Source organism: Nocardia sp. NPDC058114 (genome assembly GCF_042884695.1).
Lineage (GTDB): Bacteria > Actinomycetota > Actinomycetes > Mycobacteriales > Mycobacteriaceae > Nocardia.
In genome coordinates this window covers 112,151-128,856 of sequence record NZ_JBHVTK010000002.1, presented here as the reverse complement: position 1 = coordinate 128,856, position 16,706 = coordinate 112,151, and the positions used below count along the sequence as shown (strand labels likewise).

Genomic DNA, 16,706 nt, shown 5'->3' with positions numbered 1-16,706 from the left:
GCCCGCCTCGGTGGCACCTACCCGAGGCGGGCCGCTCGCTGTCGCGATGGCTCGGAGCGGATGGCGTCCGCGACACTGCCGGGCCGAACAGAAAAGCTCCGGCGGGCACCCACTGTGGGTGCCCGCCGGAGCTTTTCATGATCGTGGGCAGATCTCAGGTGATCGCGCCCGCGGTTTTGAGGGCGATGACCCGCTCCCAGTCCAGACCGAGGCCCAGGAGGATCTCCTCGGTCTGGGCGGCGAACTCGGGGCCGGGCGCCAGTTCGGGCGCGGTGACGTCGAATTGCACCGGATTGGCGACCAATTCGAGCTCACCAGCGCGAATCAGGTACTCGTTGGCCCTGATCTGCGGGTCCGAGCCGACCTGCAGGCTGTCCTGGACCGGTGCCCAGGGCCCCGACAGCGTTCCCAGGCGCTCGGTCCATTCGGCGAGGGTCCGGCTCGCGAACGCCTCGCGCAGGATCGCCACGGCCTCCTGGGTATTGGCCGCGATGTCGGCCGAGGTCCCGAAACGGGGGTCGGTCGCGAGTTCGGGACGGTCGATGTGGCGACACACGTCGGCCCAGAACTTCACCGGCTGCAACATCACCAGCGACAGGTAGCGGCCATCGGCCGTGGCGTACAGACCCGAGAGCGGATTGGTCGGCGCGCCATGGGCGCCCGGTACCGGCGCCACCATCGGCTCACCGAGATGGGCCGAGAGCGCGATGGTGTGGCCCATCGCCCACAGCCCGCTCCCGAGCAGCGAGACATCGACCACCGACGGTTCGCCGGTGCGTTCCCGTTTGAGCAGCGCCGCCGCGATCCCACCCGCGAGGTTCGTCCCCGAGATGGTGTCGCCGAAGGCGGGCCCCGGGGGCGAGACCATGCCCTCGGTGCCCGGCGGGGTGATGGTGGCGGCGACCGAGCCGCGGCACCAGAAGGCGGTCATGTCGAACCCGCCCTTGTCCGATTCCGCGCCGCGCGGGCCGAGCGCACTGCCGCGCGCGTAGACGATCTTCGGGTTCACCGCGCGGATGTCGTCCACGTCGATCCCGAATTTGGTGCGCGCCTGCGGCAGGAAGCTGGTGAGGAACACGTCGGCCTCGCGGGCGAGGTCGTGGATCACCGCGCGCCCCTCGGGCACCGACATGTCCACGCCGATGCTGCGCTTGCCCCGATTGGCATGTTCGACATTGGGATTGGGGTCACCTTCGACCCGCATCCGGCCGATTTGTCTGAGGCCGCGTTGCGGATCGCCAGTGACCGCGTGTTCGACCTTGACAACATCGGCGCCCCAGTCGGCCAGGACCGCGCCCGCCGACGGCACGAAACCGTACATCGCGACCTCGAGGACGCGAATTCCCTCCAGCGGCCCCACTACTGGGCACCGCCCGACGCGTCGCTCAACCCGACGACCGCGGCGTAGGTCTTGCTCTCGAGGAATTCCTCCAGCCCGGCGACACCGCTTTCCCTGCCGATCCCCGACTGCTTGAATCCACCGAAGGGAGCGTCCGGCTGGAAGTAGTTACCGCCGTTGATGCTGAACGTTCCGCTGCGGATACGCCGGGCGATCCCGAGCGCGCGCTCGGTATCGGCGCTGAACACCGCACCGGACAGGCCGTAGATCGAATTGTTGGCGATGCGCACCGCGTCGTCGTCATCGTCGTAGGGGATCACGACGAGCACCGGGCCGAAGACCTCCTCCTGCGCGATCTCGCTGTCGGGATCGACGCCGGCGAGCAGGGTAGGCGCGTAGAAGAAGCCCGGATCGACCTTCGTACCGCCGGTGACCAACGTGGCTCCGGCGGCGACCGCGCGCTCGACCAGGCCGTGCACCTTGTCGCGCTGCTTGGCGCTGATCAGCGGTCCCATATAGGTTTTCGGGTCACTGGGATCCCCGCTGCTCACCCAGCCCAGATTGGTGGCGACCAGCTCGACGATCTCGTCGTGGCGCGCGCGTGGCACGAGCAGCCGGGAGGTGAGCGCGCAGCCCTGTCCCGCATGGGTGCAGATGGTGAACGCGGCGAACACCGCCGTGGTGGCGAAGTCGGCGTCGTCGAGCAGGACCATGGCGGATTTGCCGCCCAGCTCGAGGAAGACCCGCTTGAGCGATTCGCTCGCCGCCGCCATGATCTGGCGCCCGACCGGAGTGGAGCCGGTGAAGGTGATCAGGTCCACGTCGGGGTGCGTGGTCATCAGCTTGCCGATCTCGACGTCGGCGGCGGACAACACATTCACCACGCCGGGCGGGATATCGGTGTGCTCGGCGATCAGCTCACCGAGGGCGAGCGTGGCCAGCGGGGTATCGGGGGCGGCTTTGAGCACCACCGTGCAGCCCGCCGCCAGGGCGGGCATGAGCTTGGCCAGGGCAAGCTGATGCGGGTAGTTGTAGGCCACGATCGCCGAAACGACACCGGCGGCTTCCTTCTCGATCCAGCGCCGGTGGCGCTCCCCGCGGATCTCGAGCTCGCTCAGTTCCTCGGTCAACGAGTACTCGGGCAGCAGGTCGGCGTAGAAGCGAGCGATCTCGATCGGGAAGTCGAGCTGGTTGCCGTGGGTGAGCCGCCGGGTGGCGCCGACCTCGGCGATGGTGAGCTCGCGCAGGTCCTCCACGTTGTCGAGCAGTGCCCGATGGAGCTGGTCCAGGCAGCGAGCCCGCAACGCCGCGTCGGTCGACCAGCTGGTCGTGTCGAAGGCTCGACGGGCGGCGGCGATGGCCGCCTCGGTCTGTTCGAGCGTGGCTTCGGGCGCGTAGCCGTACACCTCGCCGGTCGCGGGATTGAGCGAGGCGAAGGTCTGTTCCGCCTCGACCAGCTGTCCGTCTATCAGCAACCGCTTCGTGACTGCCGTGGTCGGCGCGGACGCGCCGATCGAGTCCGTGTCCTGGGATGACATCCCGTCTCCTCGCTGAGCGTTGGAAATGTGATTCTCTCTTCTAGAGAACAATATATCCATATGTAAGGGCTCGCATCAGCCGAATGCCGCGACCGACACCGCGATCACCGGCGGCCCGTTTGCCGAAAAGCGGACATCAGCCCTTGCGGAGGAAACCTCAGCGAGAGTACGGTTCTCGCAACTGGAAGGGAGATTCTTGTGATCCACACTACAGCGCTGCGTCCCGCGATCGGGGTGGAAGTCACCGGCGTCGCCGATCTGCACGACGACACGGTGGTCAGCCGGTGCCTCGAAGCACTGAAATGGCGCGGTGTGCTGGTCGTGCGCGGTCTGCACCTCGATGACGACGCTCAACTCGCGTTCTGCCGCGAGCTGGGCACGGTGTTGGCACCCGGCGGCCGGGAGATCTTCACGATCACCCTCGATCCCGCGAAGAACCGGGCCGCCAAGTACCTCGAGGGCACGTTCTTCTGGCACATCGACGACACCACCAACGAGGTGCCGGCCAAGGCCACCGTGCTCACGGCCCGCCACGTCGCCATGGAGGGTGGCGGCACCCAGTTCGCCAGCACCTACGCCGCCTACGAGAACCTCCCCGAAGCCGACCGCAAGCGCTACGAAGGTCTGCGTGTGGTGCACAGCTTCGAGGCGTCCCAGCGGCTGGTGCATCCGGAGCCGACTCCTGAACAGGTCGCGGACTGGCGTACCCAGCCGAGCCACGAGACGGCCCTGGTCTGGGAGCGCGCGGACGGCCGCAAATCCCTGGTGATCGGCGCCACCGCCGATCACATCGTCGGCATGGATCCCGCGGAAAGCCGGGCGCTGCTCGACGAGCTGCTTGCCTGGTCGACGCAGGATCGCTTCGGCTACACCCACGACTGGACCGTCGGCGACCTGGTGATCTGGGACAACACCGGCATCCTGCACCGGGCGCTGCCCTACCAGGCGTCCTCCGAACGCGAACTGCACCGGACCACCCTCGCGGGCGAGGAGGCCTGGGCGTGAAAACCGCGGTGGTCACCGGCGGCGGCTCCGGTATCGGTCTCGCTGTCGCACAACGGCTCCAGGCCGACGGGTATCACGTGGCGACGCTCGATCTGCGCCCGACCGATACCGAATTCGCCCACACCGCCGACGTTTCCGACCCCGAGCAGGTGGGCGCGGCCTTCGCCGCGATCCGCACCCAGCTCGGTCCCGTGACGATCCTGGTGAACGCCGCGGGCCTGGACGGTACGGGGCGCTTCTCCAAAATCGACTTCGCGCAGTGGCAGCGGGTGATCGACGTCAACCTCAACGGCGTCTACCACTGCGTTCAGGCGGTGCTGCCCGACATGCTCGAGGCCGGGTGGGGTCGCATCGTGAACATCTCCTCGTCGAGCACACATTCGGGTCAGCCCTTCATGGCGCACTACGTCGCGGCCAAGTCCGCGGTGAACGGGCTGACGAAATCGCTGGCGCTCGAACTCGGTCCGGCCGGGATCACCGTCAACGCCGTCCCGCCCGGCTTCATCGACACCCCGATGCTGCGCAAGGCGGAGGCGGCCAAGCTGCTCGGCGGCACGATCGACGACCACATCCAGCGCACCCCTGTGCGGCGAGTGGGCCAACCCGAGGACATCGCCGCGGCGTGCGCGTTCCTGATCTCCGAGAGCGCCGGGTACATCACCGGGCAGATCCTCGGGGTCAACGGCGGCCGTAACACCTAGTCGTACCAATCCAGACAACGGGCTCACCGCCTTCCGGTGGGCACCGCACACACCGAAAGGAATTCCCGTGGGACGTGTCGAGGGCAAGGTCGCCTTTATCACCGGAGCCGCTCGCGGCCAGGGCCGCAGTCATGCGGTGCGTCTGGCCGCCGAGGGCGCCGACATCATCGCCGTCGATATCTGTCAGGACATCGACACCATCCAGTACCCGCTGTCGCGTCCCGAGGATCTGGACGAAACGGCGCGACTGGTCGAGAAGTCCGGGCGGCGCATCGTCACCGTCCAGGCCGATGTGCGCGATGCCGCGCAGATGCGTGACGCGGTCGCGCACGGAGTACAGGAACTGGGCCGCCTCGACATCGTCGTAGCCCAGGCCGGGATCGCCGGGATGAAGGGCGAGCCGCAGTGGCAGGCCTGGACCGATGTGCTCGACACCAACCTGGTCGGCGTGCTCAACGCCATCCACGCCGCGCTGCCGCATCTGCAGGCCGGCGCGTCGATCATCGCCACCGGGTCGCTGGCCGCGCTGATGGACACCACCAAGGTGGACCAGCCCGGCAAGGATCCCGGCGGCGTCGCGTACATGGTCGCCAAGCGCGCGCTGTCGATGGTGGTGCACGAACTCGCCACCCACATCGCGCCGAAAAAGATCCGCGCCAACGTTATCCACCCCACCAACTGCAATACCCCGATGTTGCAGAGCGAGCCGATGTACCGCTCGTTCCGGCCCGATCTCGAGAATCCGACCCGCGCGGACGCCGAACCGGCCTTCCACACCATGCAGGCCATGCCGGTTCCGTATGTCGAGCCCGAGGACATCAGCGACGCGGTGCTGTTCCTGGCATCCGACGAGTCCCGTTTCGTCACCGGCAGCCAATTGCGGGTGGACGCGGGCGGATACCTGAAGTGGTACGACTACCACGCCTGAAAGGAATTCCCGCCGTGAAGGTTCGAGTCGATTCAACGCGCTGCCAAGGCCACACGCTGTGCGCGATGACCGCTCCCCGATCATTCGAGCTGAGCGACTTCGACGGTCATTCGTCGCCGGTCAGTGAGACCGTCGCGCCCGACGAGGAGGAGCAGGTGCGCGAAGCAGCGCACTCCTGCCCGGAACGCGCCATCGATATTTCCTGAGAGGACACCGCCATGAGCGTCGACGACGTGGCGACCGACGACACACGTAAGAAACCGAATTTCTCGTTCGACAGAATGACCCCCGAATATCGGGACCAATTCGTCGCGACCACCGAATCCATGCATGAGCAGTGCCCGATCGCCTGGACCGACACCCACGACGGGCACTGGGTCGCGGCGGGCAACCGTGAGGTCTTCGAACTCGCGCGCTGCCCGCACATCTCCAACGACCACGACACGGCCGGGGTCCGGCGCGGCTACAAGGGCATCTCCATCCCGAAAGCCCCACGGGCGAGCGGTGTTCGGGGCGGCATTCTGGAAATGGACGAGCCCGAGCATCGCGAGGTGCGCGCGGCGCTGAATCCGTACCTCTCCCCCGCCGCCGTGGCCCGCTGGATCCCGTTCATCGACGAGATCGTGCGCGCCGCGATCGACGAGAAGATCGAGTCGGGGCGGATCGATTTCGTCGACGAACTGGCCAATATCGTGCCCGCGGTGCTGACCCTGGGCATGCTGGGTATCCCGCTCGCCAAATGGACGATCTACAACGAGCCCGCGCACGCGTCGGTGTACACACCGCCGGATTCGCCGGAGTATCCGCGAGTCGCGGAAATGCATCGGACGATGGGCATCGATCTGCTGCAGAATCTGTTCGAGATCAGGGAGAACCCCCGGCCCGGCCTGATCAACGCGATCAACAACGCGACGATGAACGGCGAGCCGCTCCCCGATATGGAAATGCTGGGCATGCTCGGCCTGCTCATCGGCGGCGGCTTCGACACCACGACCGCGCTCACCGCGCACGCCCTGGAATGGCTCTCGGAGAACCCGGACCAGCGCGAGACACTGAGCCGCGAGCGCGATGATCTCCTCGATTCCGCCACCGAGGAATTCCTGCGCTACTACACGCCGGCACCGGGTGACGGGCGCACGATGGCCGAGGATTGCGAGGTCGTCGGCACCCAGTTCAAGGAAGGCGATCGGGTGTGGCTGTCGTGGGCGATGGCCAATCGGGATCCGGCGGTCTTCGACGACCCGAACGAGGTCATCCTGGACCGACGGCGCAACCGGCACTACAGCTTCGGGCTCGGCATCCACCGGTGCATCGGATCGAACGTGGCGCGGACCGTGTTCAAGCGCATGCTGCTCGCCGTGCTGGACCGGATGCCGGACTACCGCTGTGATCCCGAGACCGCGGTGCACTACGACACCATCGGGGTCATCCAGGGCATGCGGCACCTCCCGGCGACGTTCACTCCGGGCGTGCGGCTGGGAGCCGGACTCGAGGAGACGCTGGCGAAACTCCAGACGATCTGTGACGAACAGCAACTCGCGGCACCCGTCACAGCCCAGCGCGACGCCAGTACCTAGTGAGCAACGCGATGGCCGAGCCATCGGTGAACAACAAGATGGCCCAGCCATCGGTGAGGAACGAGATGGCCGAGCCATCGGGGCGGCCCCTGCCCCAGGTGACCGCGGAGAACGAGTTCTTCTGGACCGCGGGCGCCGACGGGCGCCTGCGGATCCAGGAGTGCGGTTCTTGCGCGGCCCTGATCCATCCACCGCAACCGGTGTGCCGGTACTGCCACGGGCACACCCTCGGGGTCCGGGAGGTCTCCGGCTTCGCCACCCTGGTCGGCTTCACCGTCAACCAGCGGTTCAGCGTGCCGGGGCTACCCGCGCCGTATGTCGTGGCCCAGGTCGCGGTCGAGGAGGATCCCCGGGTTCGCCTGACCACCAATGTGGTGGGCTGTGACCCGGCCGACCTCGTGCTGGGGATGCGGATGGAGGTCGTGTTCGAACAGGACGCGGATGTGTGGTTGCCGCTGTTCCGGCCGACCGCCGAACAGCCCGAACCCGCGCCGCTGCCCGCCGACGAGATCGAACCGCACCGGTTCGGCGAGCACGTGCGGCCGATGATCGGCCGGGACAAGTTCGAGGACAAGGTCGCCATCACCGGGATCGGGATGTCGGATATCGGTCGGCGGCTGATGGTTTCGCCGCTGTCGCTGACGATCGCGGCCTGCGAGCGCGCGGTCGCCGATGCCGGGCTCACCATGGCCGACATCGACGGCTTGTCGACCTATCCCGGCGGCGGCAATGTCGGTGGTTTCGGCGAGGGCGGGGTGACCGCGCTCGAGGCCGCGCTGGGTCTGCGGCCGACCTGGTACAACGGCGGTTTCGAGACCTTCGGTCCCGGCGGGTCGGTGATCGCGGCAATGCTGGCCGTCGCCGGCGGGTTGGCCAGGCACGTCCTGTGCTTCCGCACCGTCTGGGAGGCGACGTACAACGAACTCATGCGCACCGGCAAGATCACGCCGACGGGCGGCCGGACCACCAGTTGGATGATGCCCTTCGGCGCCACCTCGGCCGCGCATACGTTGGCGCAGAACGCCCAACGGCATTTCCATCGCTACGGCACCACCAGGGAAACGCTCGGCTGGATCGCGCTGAACCAGCGCGCCAACGCCGAGCTGAATCCGACGGCGGTCTATCGCGAACCCCTGACGATGCCGGAGTACCTCGACGCCAGGCCGGTCACCACCCCGTTCGGCCTCTACGACTGCGATGTCCCCTGCGACGGCGCGGTCGCCGTGCTGGTCTCGGCGATCGACACCACCCCGGATCTGGCGAAGCCACCGGTGCGGGTCGCCGCGGTCGGTACCCAGATCCTCGAACGGATCGAATGGGACCAGAGCACCCTGACCCATGAACCACAGGTCCTGGGCCAGGCCGCGCATCTGTGGTCGCGTACCTCGCTGCGCCCCACCGATGTCGACGTCGCCGAACTCTACGACGGATTCACCTTCAACTGCCTGTCCTGGATCGAGGCCCTCGGCTTCTGCGGGATCGGCGAGGCCAAGGACTTCCTCGACGGCGGCAAGAACATCGCGCGCGACGGGCTGCTCCCGCTCAACACCCACGGTGGCCAGCTCTCCCACGGCCGCACCCACGGTATGGGGCTGTTGCACGAGGCCGTCAGCCAATTGCGCGGCGAGGCGGGCCCTCGCCAGGTCGAGGGCGCGCGGGTCGCGGTGACCAGCAGCGGCGGGCTGACCCCGAGTGGTGTCCTCCTGCTGACCAGCGACAACTGACCCGATTCGACCGAGCCACGCCGTCGTGGCTCAGGAGGTGAACCCATGGATGTCACCGAGGTGGCGCCGACTCTGATCCGGCTCGTCGTCGGCGCCACGATGATCGCGCACGGACTCAACCACTGGCTCGGTGGCGGGCGGATCGCGGGCACGGCCCGCTGGTTCGCCGGCCTCGGCCTGCGCAACGGCGTCTTGCAGGCGTGGGCGAGTGTGGTCGCCGAGATCGGGGCGGGCGTGCTGCTGATCCTCGGCCTCGCCACACCGTTGGCCTGCGCGGCGGTGATCGCGGTCATGCTCGTCGCCGGGCTGCTCGCGCACCGCGCGAACGGATTCTTCGTCTTCAAGGAGGGGTACGAGTACGTACTCGTCCTGGCGGTGGTCGCACTGGCGCTGGCCTTCACCGGCCCGGGTCGCCTGTCGATCGATCATGCCGCCGGAATCACTGTCACCGGCTGGGCCGGGGGCGTCATCGCACTCGGCGCCGGCGTGGCGTCGACCACGGGACTGCTCGCGCTGTTCTGGCGCCCGCAGCCCGAACCTGCTGCGTGAGCGGCATAGTCGAATAGGAGGTGCGCTGATGCGCATCGGATTCATCGGGTTGGGTAGTCAGGGTGCGCCGATGGCGCAGCGAATCGTGGCGGCCGGGTATCGGACCACCCTGTGGGCACGCAGACCCGCCACGCTCGAGCAGTTCGCCGAGACCGCGGCCGAGATCGCGCCCACCCCGCGCGCCCTCGCCCAGGCCAGCGACCTGGTCTGTCTCTGCGTGGGCAACGACGCCGACATCCGTGAGGTCCTGACCGGCGAGGACGGCGTGCTCGGCGGACTCGCGCCGGGCGCGATCGTGGCCGTGCACAGCACTGTTCATCCCGACACCTGCCGCGAGCTCGCCGAAACCGCTGCGGCACAGGGCGTTACGTTGATCGACGCCGCGGTCAGCGGCGGTGCGCCCGCGGTCGCCCAGGGGCGATTGCTCGTCATGGCCGGTGGTCCGGTCGAGGCGGTCGACCGGTGCAGGCCGGTGTTCGGCACCTACGCCGATCCGGTGGTGCACCTGGGCGATACCGGGGCGGGCCAGGTCACCAAGCTGCTCAACAATCTGCTGTTCACCGCGAATCTCGCGACCGCGGCGAGCACTCTGGCGCTCGGGCGCGACCTCGGCGTCGACCAAGCCAAGCTCGGCGAGGTGATCGCGAACGGGTCGGCGAACAGCTTCGCCCTCGGTCGTATCCTGGCCGGCACGCTGGCTCGGATCGGCGAGCACGCCGGGCACACCCTGCGCAAGGACGTCGGGCTGCTCGCCGAACTCGCCACCGGGGCCGACGCCGAGACCGGTGTCGCGCTGACCGCGGCCGACGAGACACTGAGCCTCATCGGCCATCCGCGGTGACCGCCTTGCGGATCGGCTTCATCGGGGTGGGGCGGATGGGCGCTCCGATGGTGCGCCGTCTCGTCGCGGCGGGGCACGAAGTGCGCGCGCTCGGTCGGTCCGGCGACGCGCGCCGACGGATCACCGAGTTGGGCGCCGAGCCCGTGTCGTTCACCGCCGCGGTCGGCACCGGGGTGGACGCCGTCGTGGTCTGCGTGTTCAGCGACGCCCAGGTCCGCGAGGTCTGCCTCGATACTCCGCTGCTGGCGAGCATGCCCGGCGGGTCGGTGCTCATCGTGCACACCACCGGTAGCCCACGAACTGCCGACGACATTGCCGCGCAAGCCAATTCCTTCGATCTCGGGGTGGTCGACGCGCCGGTCAGCGGTGGGCCGCCCGATATCGATGCGGGCACCCTCACCGTGTTCGCCGGTGGCGCCGAAGACGCCGTCGCCCGCGCTCTTCCGGTCCTGCGGTGTTACGCGGACCCGGTGCTTGCGGTGGGTCCACTCGGTACGGGCCAGTGCGTGAAGCTGGTCAACAACGCGCTGTTCGCGGCCCAGCTCGGCCTGATCACCGAAGCCGTGCAGCTGGCCGCCGAACTCGGCGTCGACGAGGCGACCCTACTGTCGGCGCTCCAGCAGGCCAGCGGAGCCAGTCGCGCCGCCGCGAGTGTGGCGGCGAAGGGTTCGGTGGCCGCGTTCCATGCCGCGGTCGGTGAGTTCCTCCGCAAGGACGTCGCCACGGTGCGGACGCTGGCCGCCGAACTCGGCGCGACCATGGGTGCGCTCGACACCGCGATCGACGCGCAATTCCTCGACATCCCGCGCGGCGTGTGACCGGACTGCGCTGCGCGTGACCAAATTGCGCTGTGTGTGACCGTATTACGCTGTGTGTGACCGTATTACGCTGTGTGACCTGGATCGGGATCGCCCTCATGTGGGGGCGATCCCGATCTCGATCAGGCGCTCATCACGCCACGGACGCGGCGTCGTCCAATTGAATTCGGTTCTCCGACAAACGATCACCGAGCTGGTTCAGATCGTAGGACTGGCGTGCCATCCAGAATCGCAGCACACCGGTGAGCGAGTAGCGGACGAACAGCGCGGCGCCGACGACACTGAGCGCCACCCCGACCAGCGCGAGCGCCAGTGCGTCGCGCTGGGCCAGCGGATCGGAGGTGTTGTGCGCCAGGAAGTAGGCCACCACGGCGAGCGCCGGGCCCGCCACCATCGCGGTCGCGCCGAGGCGCAACCACAGACTCCCCCGGCCCGCGGCGGGATCGGGGATCTTCAATTCGGCCAGTTCGCGAGCGAAGCGGTCGGCACGTGTTTCGGTCATCAGTGACTTCCTAGGTAGAGGTTGGCCAGTTCGCGGCGGAGTTCGCCGTCGGCGGGCCCCTGGTATTCGATGCGGCCGCGCACCAGCACGGCCGCGTGGTCGGCGATGTCGAGGACGGCGGCGGCGAACTGCTCGACGACCAGCACCGCCACGCCTTGCCGGGCGATCTCACCGACCTGTTCGTAGAGCCGCTCGACCACCAGCGGGGCCAGGCCCATGGACAGTTCGTCGAGCAGCAGCACAGCGGGGTCGGTGGCCAATCCCCGGGCGAGCGCGAGCATCTGCTGTTCGCCGCCCGACATCGTGCCCGCGATCTGGTCGGCGCGTTGGGCCAGAATCGGGAATCGGCTGAACGCCACCTCCTCGATCTCGGCATGGGTCTTGCCGGTGAACGTCATCATCAGCAGGTTGTCGCGAACCGACAGGTTGGGGAACACGCCACGGCCCTCGGGGATCAGGCAGACCCCGGCGGCCGCCAGATCGCGGGGGTCGGCCCCGGTGACGTCTCGGCCACCGAGAACCAGTCGGCCCGCGGTGACCGCACGCACCCCGGCCGCGACCCGCAGGGTGGTGGTCTTACCCGCCCCGTTGGGACCGAGCAGGGCGACCACCTCGCCGGCGCCGACCCGCAGGTCGACACCGTGCAGCACCGTGATCGCGTCGTAAGCCGCGCGGACACCGTGTAATTCCAGTGACGAGGTCATCCTTCTCCCAGGTAGGCGGCGAGTACGGCGGCGTCACGGCGGATCACCTCGGGCGGCCCGGAACTGATGATCGCGCCGAGGTCGAGCACATAGAGCTGGTCGCAGACATTCATGACCAGGCCCATGTCGTGCTCGACGAGCAGTACCGCGACGCCGTCGGCGGCCAGCGACCGCAACAGCGCGGCGAACCGCTCGGTTTCGGTGTGGTCGAGGCCGGCGGCCGGCTCGTCGAGCAGGACCACGCTGGGCCGGGCGGCCATTGCCCGGCCCACCTCGACCAGTCGGCCGGTGCCGGTGGGCAGATCGTCGGCGGCGGTGTCGGCGACCTCGTCCAGACCGAGTCGGTCGAGGAGCCCGTCGACGATCCCGGCGGCGTCGCGCCGGTGGCGCCCGAGTTCCGCGGCGACGAGCAGGTTGTCGCGAACGCTCAAGCGGCCGAACAGTTCCAGCCGCTGAAAGGTCCGCGCCATCCCGTGCCCGGCCCGACGGGCGGGCCCGAGCCGGGTGACGTCGCGGCCGTTCATGGTGACCCGGCCGGTCACCGGTCGCCGCAATCCGCAGATCACGTCGAACAGGGTGCTCTTGCCCGCGCCGTTCGGGCCGATCAGTCCGGTCACCTTGCCCGCCTCGGCGCTCAGCCCGGCCTTGTCCAGGGCGCGGTGACCGCCGAAGGTCACCGTGACCTGCTCAACTTCGAGTAGCGATCCCACGATCGAGCATCTCCTTGTCTGCTGTGGTCCACGCCTGATCGATGCCGAGCCATTCGACTGGCACCTGCGCCGGTGTGGGCGGACGGTGGCGCCGATTCGCCCAGCGCGGCACCACGATGGCCGCGATCAGCGCACCCGCGGTGAACACGTAGCCGTTGATGACATCGCCCAGTCGCAACGCCCACAGCAACGCCAGCCCACCGAGCAGCACCGCCATGACGACCCGATCGCGCAGTGCCGCGGCCCATTCGCGACGGATCTGCGCCAGGGCGCCCTGGCCGAGGAACCCGCCGCTGAAGGCGATACCGCCCAGGGCGGGCAGGACATGGACGAGATTGGTCAGCGCCGGGAACAACACGGGAATCGCGTTGAGTGGGCCCGAATAGACAGCGCCGGTGAACAATCCGCTGCCGACCGCGCCCAGCCCGGCGATGACCACGATCAGGAAGATCGGCAGGCCCGCGACGAAACTGAACTGCTCGGCGGTCACCGACCGCAGCTGCATGCCGTAGAGCGCCCCGCCGAGTCCGGCGATCGCCGCCGACAGCGAGAACACCAGCATCTTGGCCGCCAGCAGGTTTCCGCCGAGGGTGGCGTAGGCGGCCTCGCTGTCGCGCAGGGCGATCAACCGTCGGCCGAGCCGACCGCGCCGCAGCATCGCCACCGCGAATCCGGCCAGCCCGAGCACGATCGCCGCGAAAACGGTGATCTGCGCGGTGCTGGTCAGTTGCGTGCCGAACAGGCTGGGGCCGACCAGATCCACCGAGCCCTGGTCGAACAGGGCGATCCGCACCCCGAACACCTCGAACGAGGGCAGGGTGAAGATCCAGCGGTCGAGCACCACCGCGAACGCGGCCGTGCCGAGCGCGAGGTAGACCCCGGACAACCGCAGCGCCGGTAGGGCGATCAGCGCGCCGACGACGCCCGCGATCGCCATGGCGGCGAGCAGCGCCCACCACTGCCCTTCGGCGCCCAGATGCGCGTAGGCAACGGCGCCGATCCCGGCGATGCTCAACTGGCACAGCGAGATCTGGCCGGCGAACCCGGCGAGGGGCACGAACGACAACGCGATCACCCCGAAGGCGAAGATCAGGCCGTAGCTGATCAGATCCGCTTCGCTGAGCAGGGTGGCGAGCATGAGCCCGACCACCGCGACGACGACCGCGAACACCGCCGAACCACGCACGCTCGGCAACGGCACCGGGCTCAACCGCCGATCGCGCCCGCGCAGCCGTCCGTGCGGGAACAGCAGCAGCGCGACGAGCAGCAGCAGCGCGGGCGCGGCCAGCCGCAGTCCGGGCAGATACTCGTTCTGTGGCAGATACCCGGTGAGATAGCTCTCCAGGCAGCCGACGACGATCGCACCGAGAAAGGTCATCGGCAGGCTGCGCAGCCGTCCGAAGATCGCCGCACTGTAGGCGCTGATGATCAGCAGAGACAGCTGCGCCGCGTCCAGGGCCACCATCGGCGCGATCAGGATGCCGCCGATGGCCGCCAATTCGATGCCGAGCATCCAGGCCACCCGATTGGCGCGCTGCGGGTCGGCGCCGGTGAGCCCGACCAGTGCCCGATCGTCGACGGTCGCGCGCATCTCCGCACCGGTTCTCGTGCGGTACAGCAGGATTCGCAGAGCGATGGCAACCACGACGGCCACCACCATGGTCAATGCCTGATGCCAGGTGATCGTCACCGAACCCAGGTGCAGCGGTGGTTGGTCGGCGAAGAACCGCGGCAGGGTGCGCGCCACGTCCGGATTCCAGATCCAGCGCGCGGTGAGCATCAGGCCGCTGAGCAACGCCACCGTCATGACGAGTTTCTCGGCGTCGCCCAGGCCCTGGGTCGGCGCCAGCGCCTGCGCGAACGCCAACCCGAACAGTGGCGCGAACACCAGCAACACCAGGGCGACCGCGATCGGCGTCGGCACGCCCCAGCCCACGGTGAACTGCCAGTACACGAAGGCCGAGACCATGCCCGCCGCGCCGTGCGCGAAATTGAAGACACCGGTCGTGGTGAAGGTCAGGACCAGGCCGCTGCCGATGATGGCGTAGATCGCGGCGGTACTGAGCCCGACGATGCCGAAAGCGATGAACTGCTCCATTATTTGACGTCGCTCATGCTCTTGTTGACGTCGGCCAGCGTCAGCGGGCGACCGTATTCCTTGGTGTAGACGTAAGGCTTCATGTCGCAACGGAACGGACCGGTGTCGGGCTTGAAGTCCGCGTTCGTCCAGCCCTGCGCGGTCGCCTTCATCACGTTGAAGCACTTGGGCGGCACGGTGTGGGTCGACATGTCGGCGGGCGCCTGCAAACCACCGGCGGTCCACGCTGTTTCCTTACGAGCGGCCTCAACCACGCAGGTGCGGGTGAGGTTGTCGCCGCAGCTCGAGGCCGCCTTCGCGAACAGCAGCCACTGCACCAGCGAGCGCAGCCCGTTGTAGGTCAGTTTCCCGTCGGGCGCGTACTGGGCGAACAGATCCTTGGCCCGCTGCACCGCCGGGACACTGGCCGCCGATTCCAGCGGCACAGTCCCCGACAGGTCGGCGAAGTTGTTCTGCGCGCCCAGCGACGTGCGGGCGAGCTCGAGGAACGCGGGGGTGTAGGCGTTGCTGGTGACGTCGACCCAGTCCAGCTTGTAGTCCATGCTGGTGAGCACATCCTCGAGCTTGGCGAGGCTGCGGAAGTCGCCGAGGAAGATCAGACCCTTCACGCCCTTGGCCTTGATGGACTGCGCGTAGGGCGTCCAATCCGAGACGCCCGCGGCCGGATAGAGGTCGTTGTAGATCAGGGTCGCGCCCTCGGCGGGCAGCGATTCCCCGTATCGGTCGGCCATCGACTTCACCACCGGCGAGTCGGCCACGATGATGCCGACAGCGGCCGCCGACGCCGGGTAGGCCTCCTTGAACAGCCACTGATGCATGCCCGCGTAGGTGTCGTAGGGGCGCGCGGAGGAGGCACCGGATCCCACCTGGAGATCGGAACCGGTGTTCTCGGCCTGACTCACCTGGGACGGGAACTCGGGCAGCGTGCACGTGAGCCGATCCTTGACGCCGAGGGCATCGAGTGCGGCGGAGCCGCCGACCAGCGCGAAGTCCTCGCGGCAGGCTTCCAGCATGCGCGCACGGACCTCGAGCAGTTTCGCGTCACGGACATTGAAGGCCAGTTTGCGACCGTTGATTCCGCCGTTGTCGTTGCACCAGGACGTGAAGACCTTGGCGGCATCGACCAATTCGGGGTTCTTGGTGAAGCCCATATCGGTGAACACGCCGACTTCGATCTGCCCGGCGGTGACGCCCTGCGTCGGCGCACTCGTCGACTTGCCGGTCTGGCAGACCCCGCTCAGATCACCGAAGTCGCTCGTCACCGCCTTGCCGCCGGGTGCCGCGGCCTCTTCGACCCCGCTGCCGGTGCGGCCGCTACAGCCCGCCACCAGCAACGCGGTCGCCATCAAGGCGATCAGTACTCGCTGCGATCTCACCGATGTCCTCCTGACACAAGCTCGGCGGCCGAGCCCTGTTTCTCATCGAACAAAGCGCCTGTTCTCGGCGCTCTCTATTTCGGAAATCATCTTCTCATCGAAAGAGAATAAAATTAACCCTTTGAGAAAATATCTGATTCACCACTCTGTAAACACGTGTGGCGGCCCCCGGGAACCCCGGGGCGCCCCCCCGGTTAGCCAACCCCCACACCCCGGGGAGGGGGCCCCCCGACTAGCCCACAGCCCCCCCGAAGTGGCCGCCCCCCCCATACACAAGCCCCCCGTGCCCCACGCCC

The 16,706-nt window shown here is 68.2% G+C and carries 15 protein-coding genes and 1 pseudogene; 9 read left to right on the top strand and 7 right to left on the bottom strand.

From position 1 onward, the window contains the following. Window positions 1-154: 154 nt before the first annotated feature. Together ACFVVI_RS09150 and ACFVVI_RS09145 are read right to left on the bottom strand one after the other, a co-directional pair. Window positions 155-1,360, bottom strand: coding sequence for a CaiB/BaiF CoA transferase family protein (locus ACFVVI_RS09150; protein ID WP_387444714.1), 1,206 nt, complete (start codon window positions 1,358-1,360; stop codon window positions 155-157). Beyond that, entirely contained in the window at window positions 1,360-2,877 is a 1,518-nt protein-coding gene (locus ACFVVI_RS09145; RefSeq protein WP_067444948.1) for an aldehyde dehydrogenase family protein, read from the bottom strand. Before ACFVVI_RS09145 ends, ACFVVI_RS09150 begins: the two co-directional genes overlap by 1 nt. A gap of 198 nt (window positions 2,878-3,075) precedes the next feature. On the opposite strand from ACFVVI_RS09145, the gene ACFVVI_RS09140 reads away from it, so the two are divergent. From ACFVVI_RS09140 to ACFVVI_RS09100, 9 genes and pseudogenes are all read left to right on the top strand, one after another. After that, on the top strand, window positions 3,076-3,882 hold the full coding sequence (locus ACFVVI_RS09140) for a TauD/TfdA dioxygenase family protein (RefSeq protein ID WP_387444711.1): 807 nt from the start codon (window positions 3,076-3,078) through the stop codon (window positions 3,880-3,882). Beyond that, window positions 3,879-4,583, top strand: coding sequence for an SDR family NAD(P)-dependent oxidoreductase (locus ACFVVI_RS09135; RefSeq protein ID WP_387444708.1), 705 nt, complete (start codon window positions 3,879-3,881; stop codon window positions 4,581-4,583). The genes ACFVVI_RS09140 and ACFVVI_RS09135 overlap by 4 nt, the downstream gene beginning before the upstream one ends. Before the next feature lie 67 nt (window positions 4,584-4,650). Next, window positions 4,651-5,511: a mycofactocin-coupled SDR family oxidoreductase gene (locus ACFVVI_RS09130; protein WP_378990201.1), complete on the top strand. Its 861-nt coding sequence runs from the start codon at window positions 4,651-4,653 to the stop codon at window positions 5,509-5,511. Window positions 5,512-5,525: 14 nt separating this feature from the next. Then, complete coding sequence (locus ACFVVI_RS09125; RefSeq protein WP_067444937.1) at window positions 5,526-5,717, top strand: ferredoxin; 192 nt, start codon at window positions 5,526-5,528, stop codon at window positions 5,715-5,717. A 12-nt stretch (window positions 5,718-5,729) separates the two neighbouring features. Beyond that, window positions 5,730-7,088 carry a cytochrome P450 gene (locus tag ACFVVI_RS09120; RefSeq protein WP_067444935.1) on the top strand — a complete coding sequence of 453 codons (1,359 nt, stop codon included), beginning with the start codon at window positions 5,730-5,732 and terminating at the stop codon, window positions 7,086-7,088. Window positions 7,089-7,153: 65 nt separating this feature from the next. Then, entirely contained in the window at window positions 7,154-8,812 is a 1,659-nt protein-coding gene (locus tag ACFVVI_RS09115) for an OB-fold domain-containing protein (RefSeq protein WP_387444704.1), read from the top strand. Between the two features lie 45 nt (window positions 8,813-8,857). After that, window positions 8,858-9,361, top strand: coding sequence for a DoxX family protein (locus ACFVVI_RS09110; RefSeq protein WP_387444701.1), 504 nt, complete (start codon window positions 8,858-8,860; stop codon window positions 9,359-9,361). Window positions 9,362-9,389: 28 nt separating this feature from the next. After that, complete coding sequence (locus ACFVVI_RS09105; protein WP_387444698.1) at window positions 9,390-10,202, top strand: NAD(P)-dependent oxidoreductase; 813 nt, start codon at window positions 9,390-9,392, stop codon at window positions 10,200-10,202. Continuing rightward, window positions 10,181-11,020 (top strand): annotated as a pseudogene (locus ACFVVI_RS09100) (NAD(P)-dependent oxidoreductase); the annotation flags it as partial. The gene ACFVVI_RS09105 and the pseudogene ACFVVI_RS09100, both read left to right, overlap by 22 nt. 133 nt (window positions 11,021-11,153) lie before the next feature. Here the strand turns inward: ACFVVI_RS09100 and ACFVVI_RS09095 are convergent. The 5 genes from ACFVVI_RS09095 to ACFVVI_RS09075 are packed head-to-tail and all read right to left on the bottom strand — an operon-like array spanning window position 11,154 to window position 16,380. Then, the gene (locus ACFVVI_RS09095; protein WP_067444923.1) at window positions 11,154-11,522 is read right to left on the bottom strand and encodes a hypothetical protein; all 369 of its coding nucleotides are present in this window, start codon (window positions 11,520-11,522) and stop codon (window positions 11,154-11,156) included. Next, the gene (locus tag ACFVVI_RS09090; RefSeq protein WP_378990209.1) at window positions 11,522-12,226 is read right to left on the bottom strand and encodes an ABC transporter ATP-binding protein; all 705 of its coding nucleotides are present in this window, start codon (window positions 12,224-12,226) and stop codon (window positions 11,522-11,524) included. The genes ACFVVI_RS09095 and ACFVVI_RS09090 overlap by 1 nt, the downstream gene beginning before the upstream one ends. Beyond that, window positions 12,223-12,936 carry an ABC transporter ATP-binding protein gene (locus ACFVVI_RS09085; protein WP_067444920.1) on the bottom strand — a complete coding sequence of 238 codons (714 nt, stop codon included), beginning with the start codon at window positions 12,934-12,936 and terminating at the stop codon, window positions 12,223-12,225. The genes ACFVVI_RS09090 and ACFVVI_RS09085 overlap by 4 nt, the downstream gene beginning before the upstream one ends. Continuing rightward, window positions 12,914-15,034: an ABC transporter permease gene (locus ACFVVI_RS09080; RefSeq protein ID WP_387444694.1), complete on the bottom strand. Its 2,121-nt coding sequence runs from the start codon at window positions 15,032-15,034 to the stop codon at window positions 12,914-12,916. The genes ACFVVI_RS09085 and ACFVVI_RS09080 overlap by 23 nt, the downstream gene beginning before the upstream one ends. Further along, window positions 15,034-16,380 (bottom strand): ABC transporter substrate-binding protein, encoded by a 1,347-nt coding sequence (locus tag ACFVVI_RS09075; RefSeq protein WP_387445366.1) that lies wholly within the window; start codon window positions 16,378-16,380, stop codon window positions 15,034-15,036. Before ACFVVI_RS09075 ends, ACFVVI_RS09080 begins: the two co-directional genes overlap by 1 nt. Window positions 16,381-16,706: the final 326 nt, after the last annotated feature.

Coding starts and splice junctions, on each gene's coding strand:
- ACFVVI_RS09075 (WP_387445366.1), bottom strand. CDS start 16,380: ATGGCGACCGCGTTGCTGGTGGCGGGCTGTAGCGGCCGCACCGGCAGC.
- ACFVVI_RS09080 (WP_387444694.1), bottom strand. CDS start 15,034: ATGGAGCAGTTCATCGCTTTCGGCATCGTCGGGCTCAGTACCGCCGCG.
- ACFVVI_RS09120 (WP_067444935.1), top strand. CDS start 5,730: ATGAGCGTCGACGACGTGGCGACCGACGACACACGTAAGAAACCGAAT.
- ACFVVI_RS09090 (WP_378990209.1), bottom strand. CDS start 12,226: ATGACCTCGTCACTGGAATTACACGGTGTCCGCGCGGCTTACGACGCG.
- ACFVVI_RS09115 (WP_387444704.1), top strand. CDS start 7,154: ATGGCCGAGCCATCGGGGCGGCCCCTGCCCCAGGTGACCGCGGAGAAC.
- ACFVVI_RS09095 (WP_067444923.1), bottom strand. CDS start 11,522: ATGACCGAAACACGTGCCGACCGCTTCGCTCGCGAACTGGCCGAATTG.
- ACFVVI_RS09145 (WP_067444948.1), bottom strand. CDS start 2,877: ATGTCATCCCAGGACACGGACTCGATCGGCGCGTCCGCGCCGACCACG.
- ACFVVI_RS09110 (WP_387444701.1), top strand. CDS start 8,858: ATGGATGTCACCGAGGTGGCGCCGACTCTGATCCGGCTCGTCGTCGGC.
- ACFVVI_RS09105 (WP_387444698.1), top strand. CDS start 9,390: ATGCGCATCGGATTCATCGGGTTGGGTAGTCAGGGTGCGCCGATGGCG.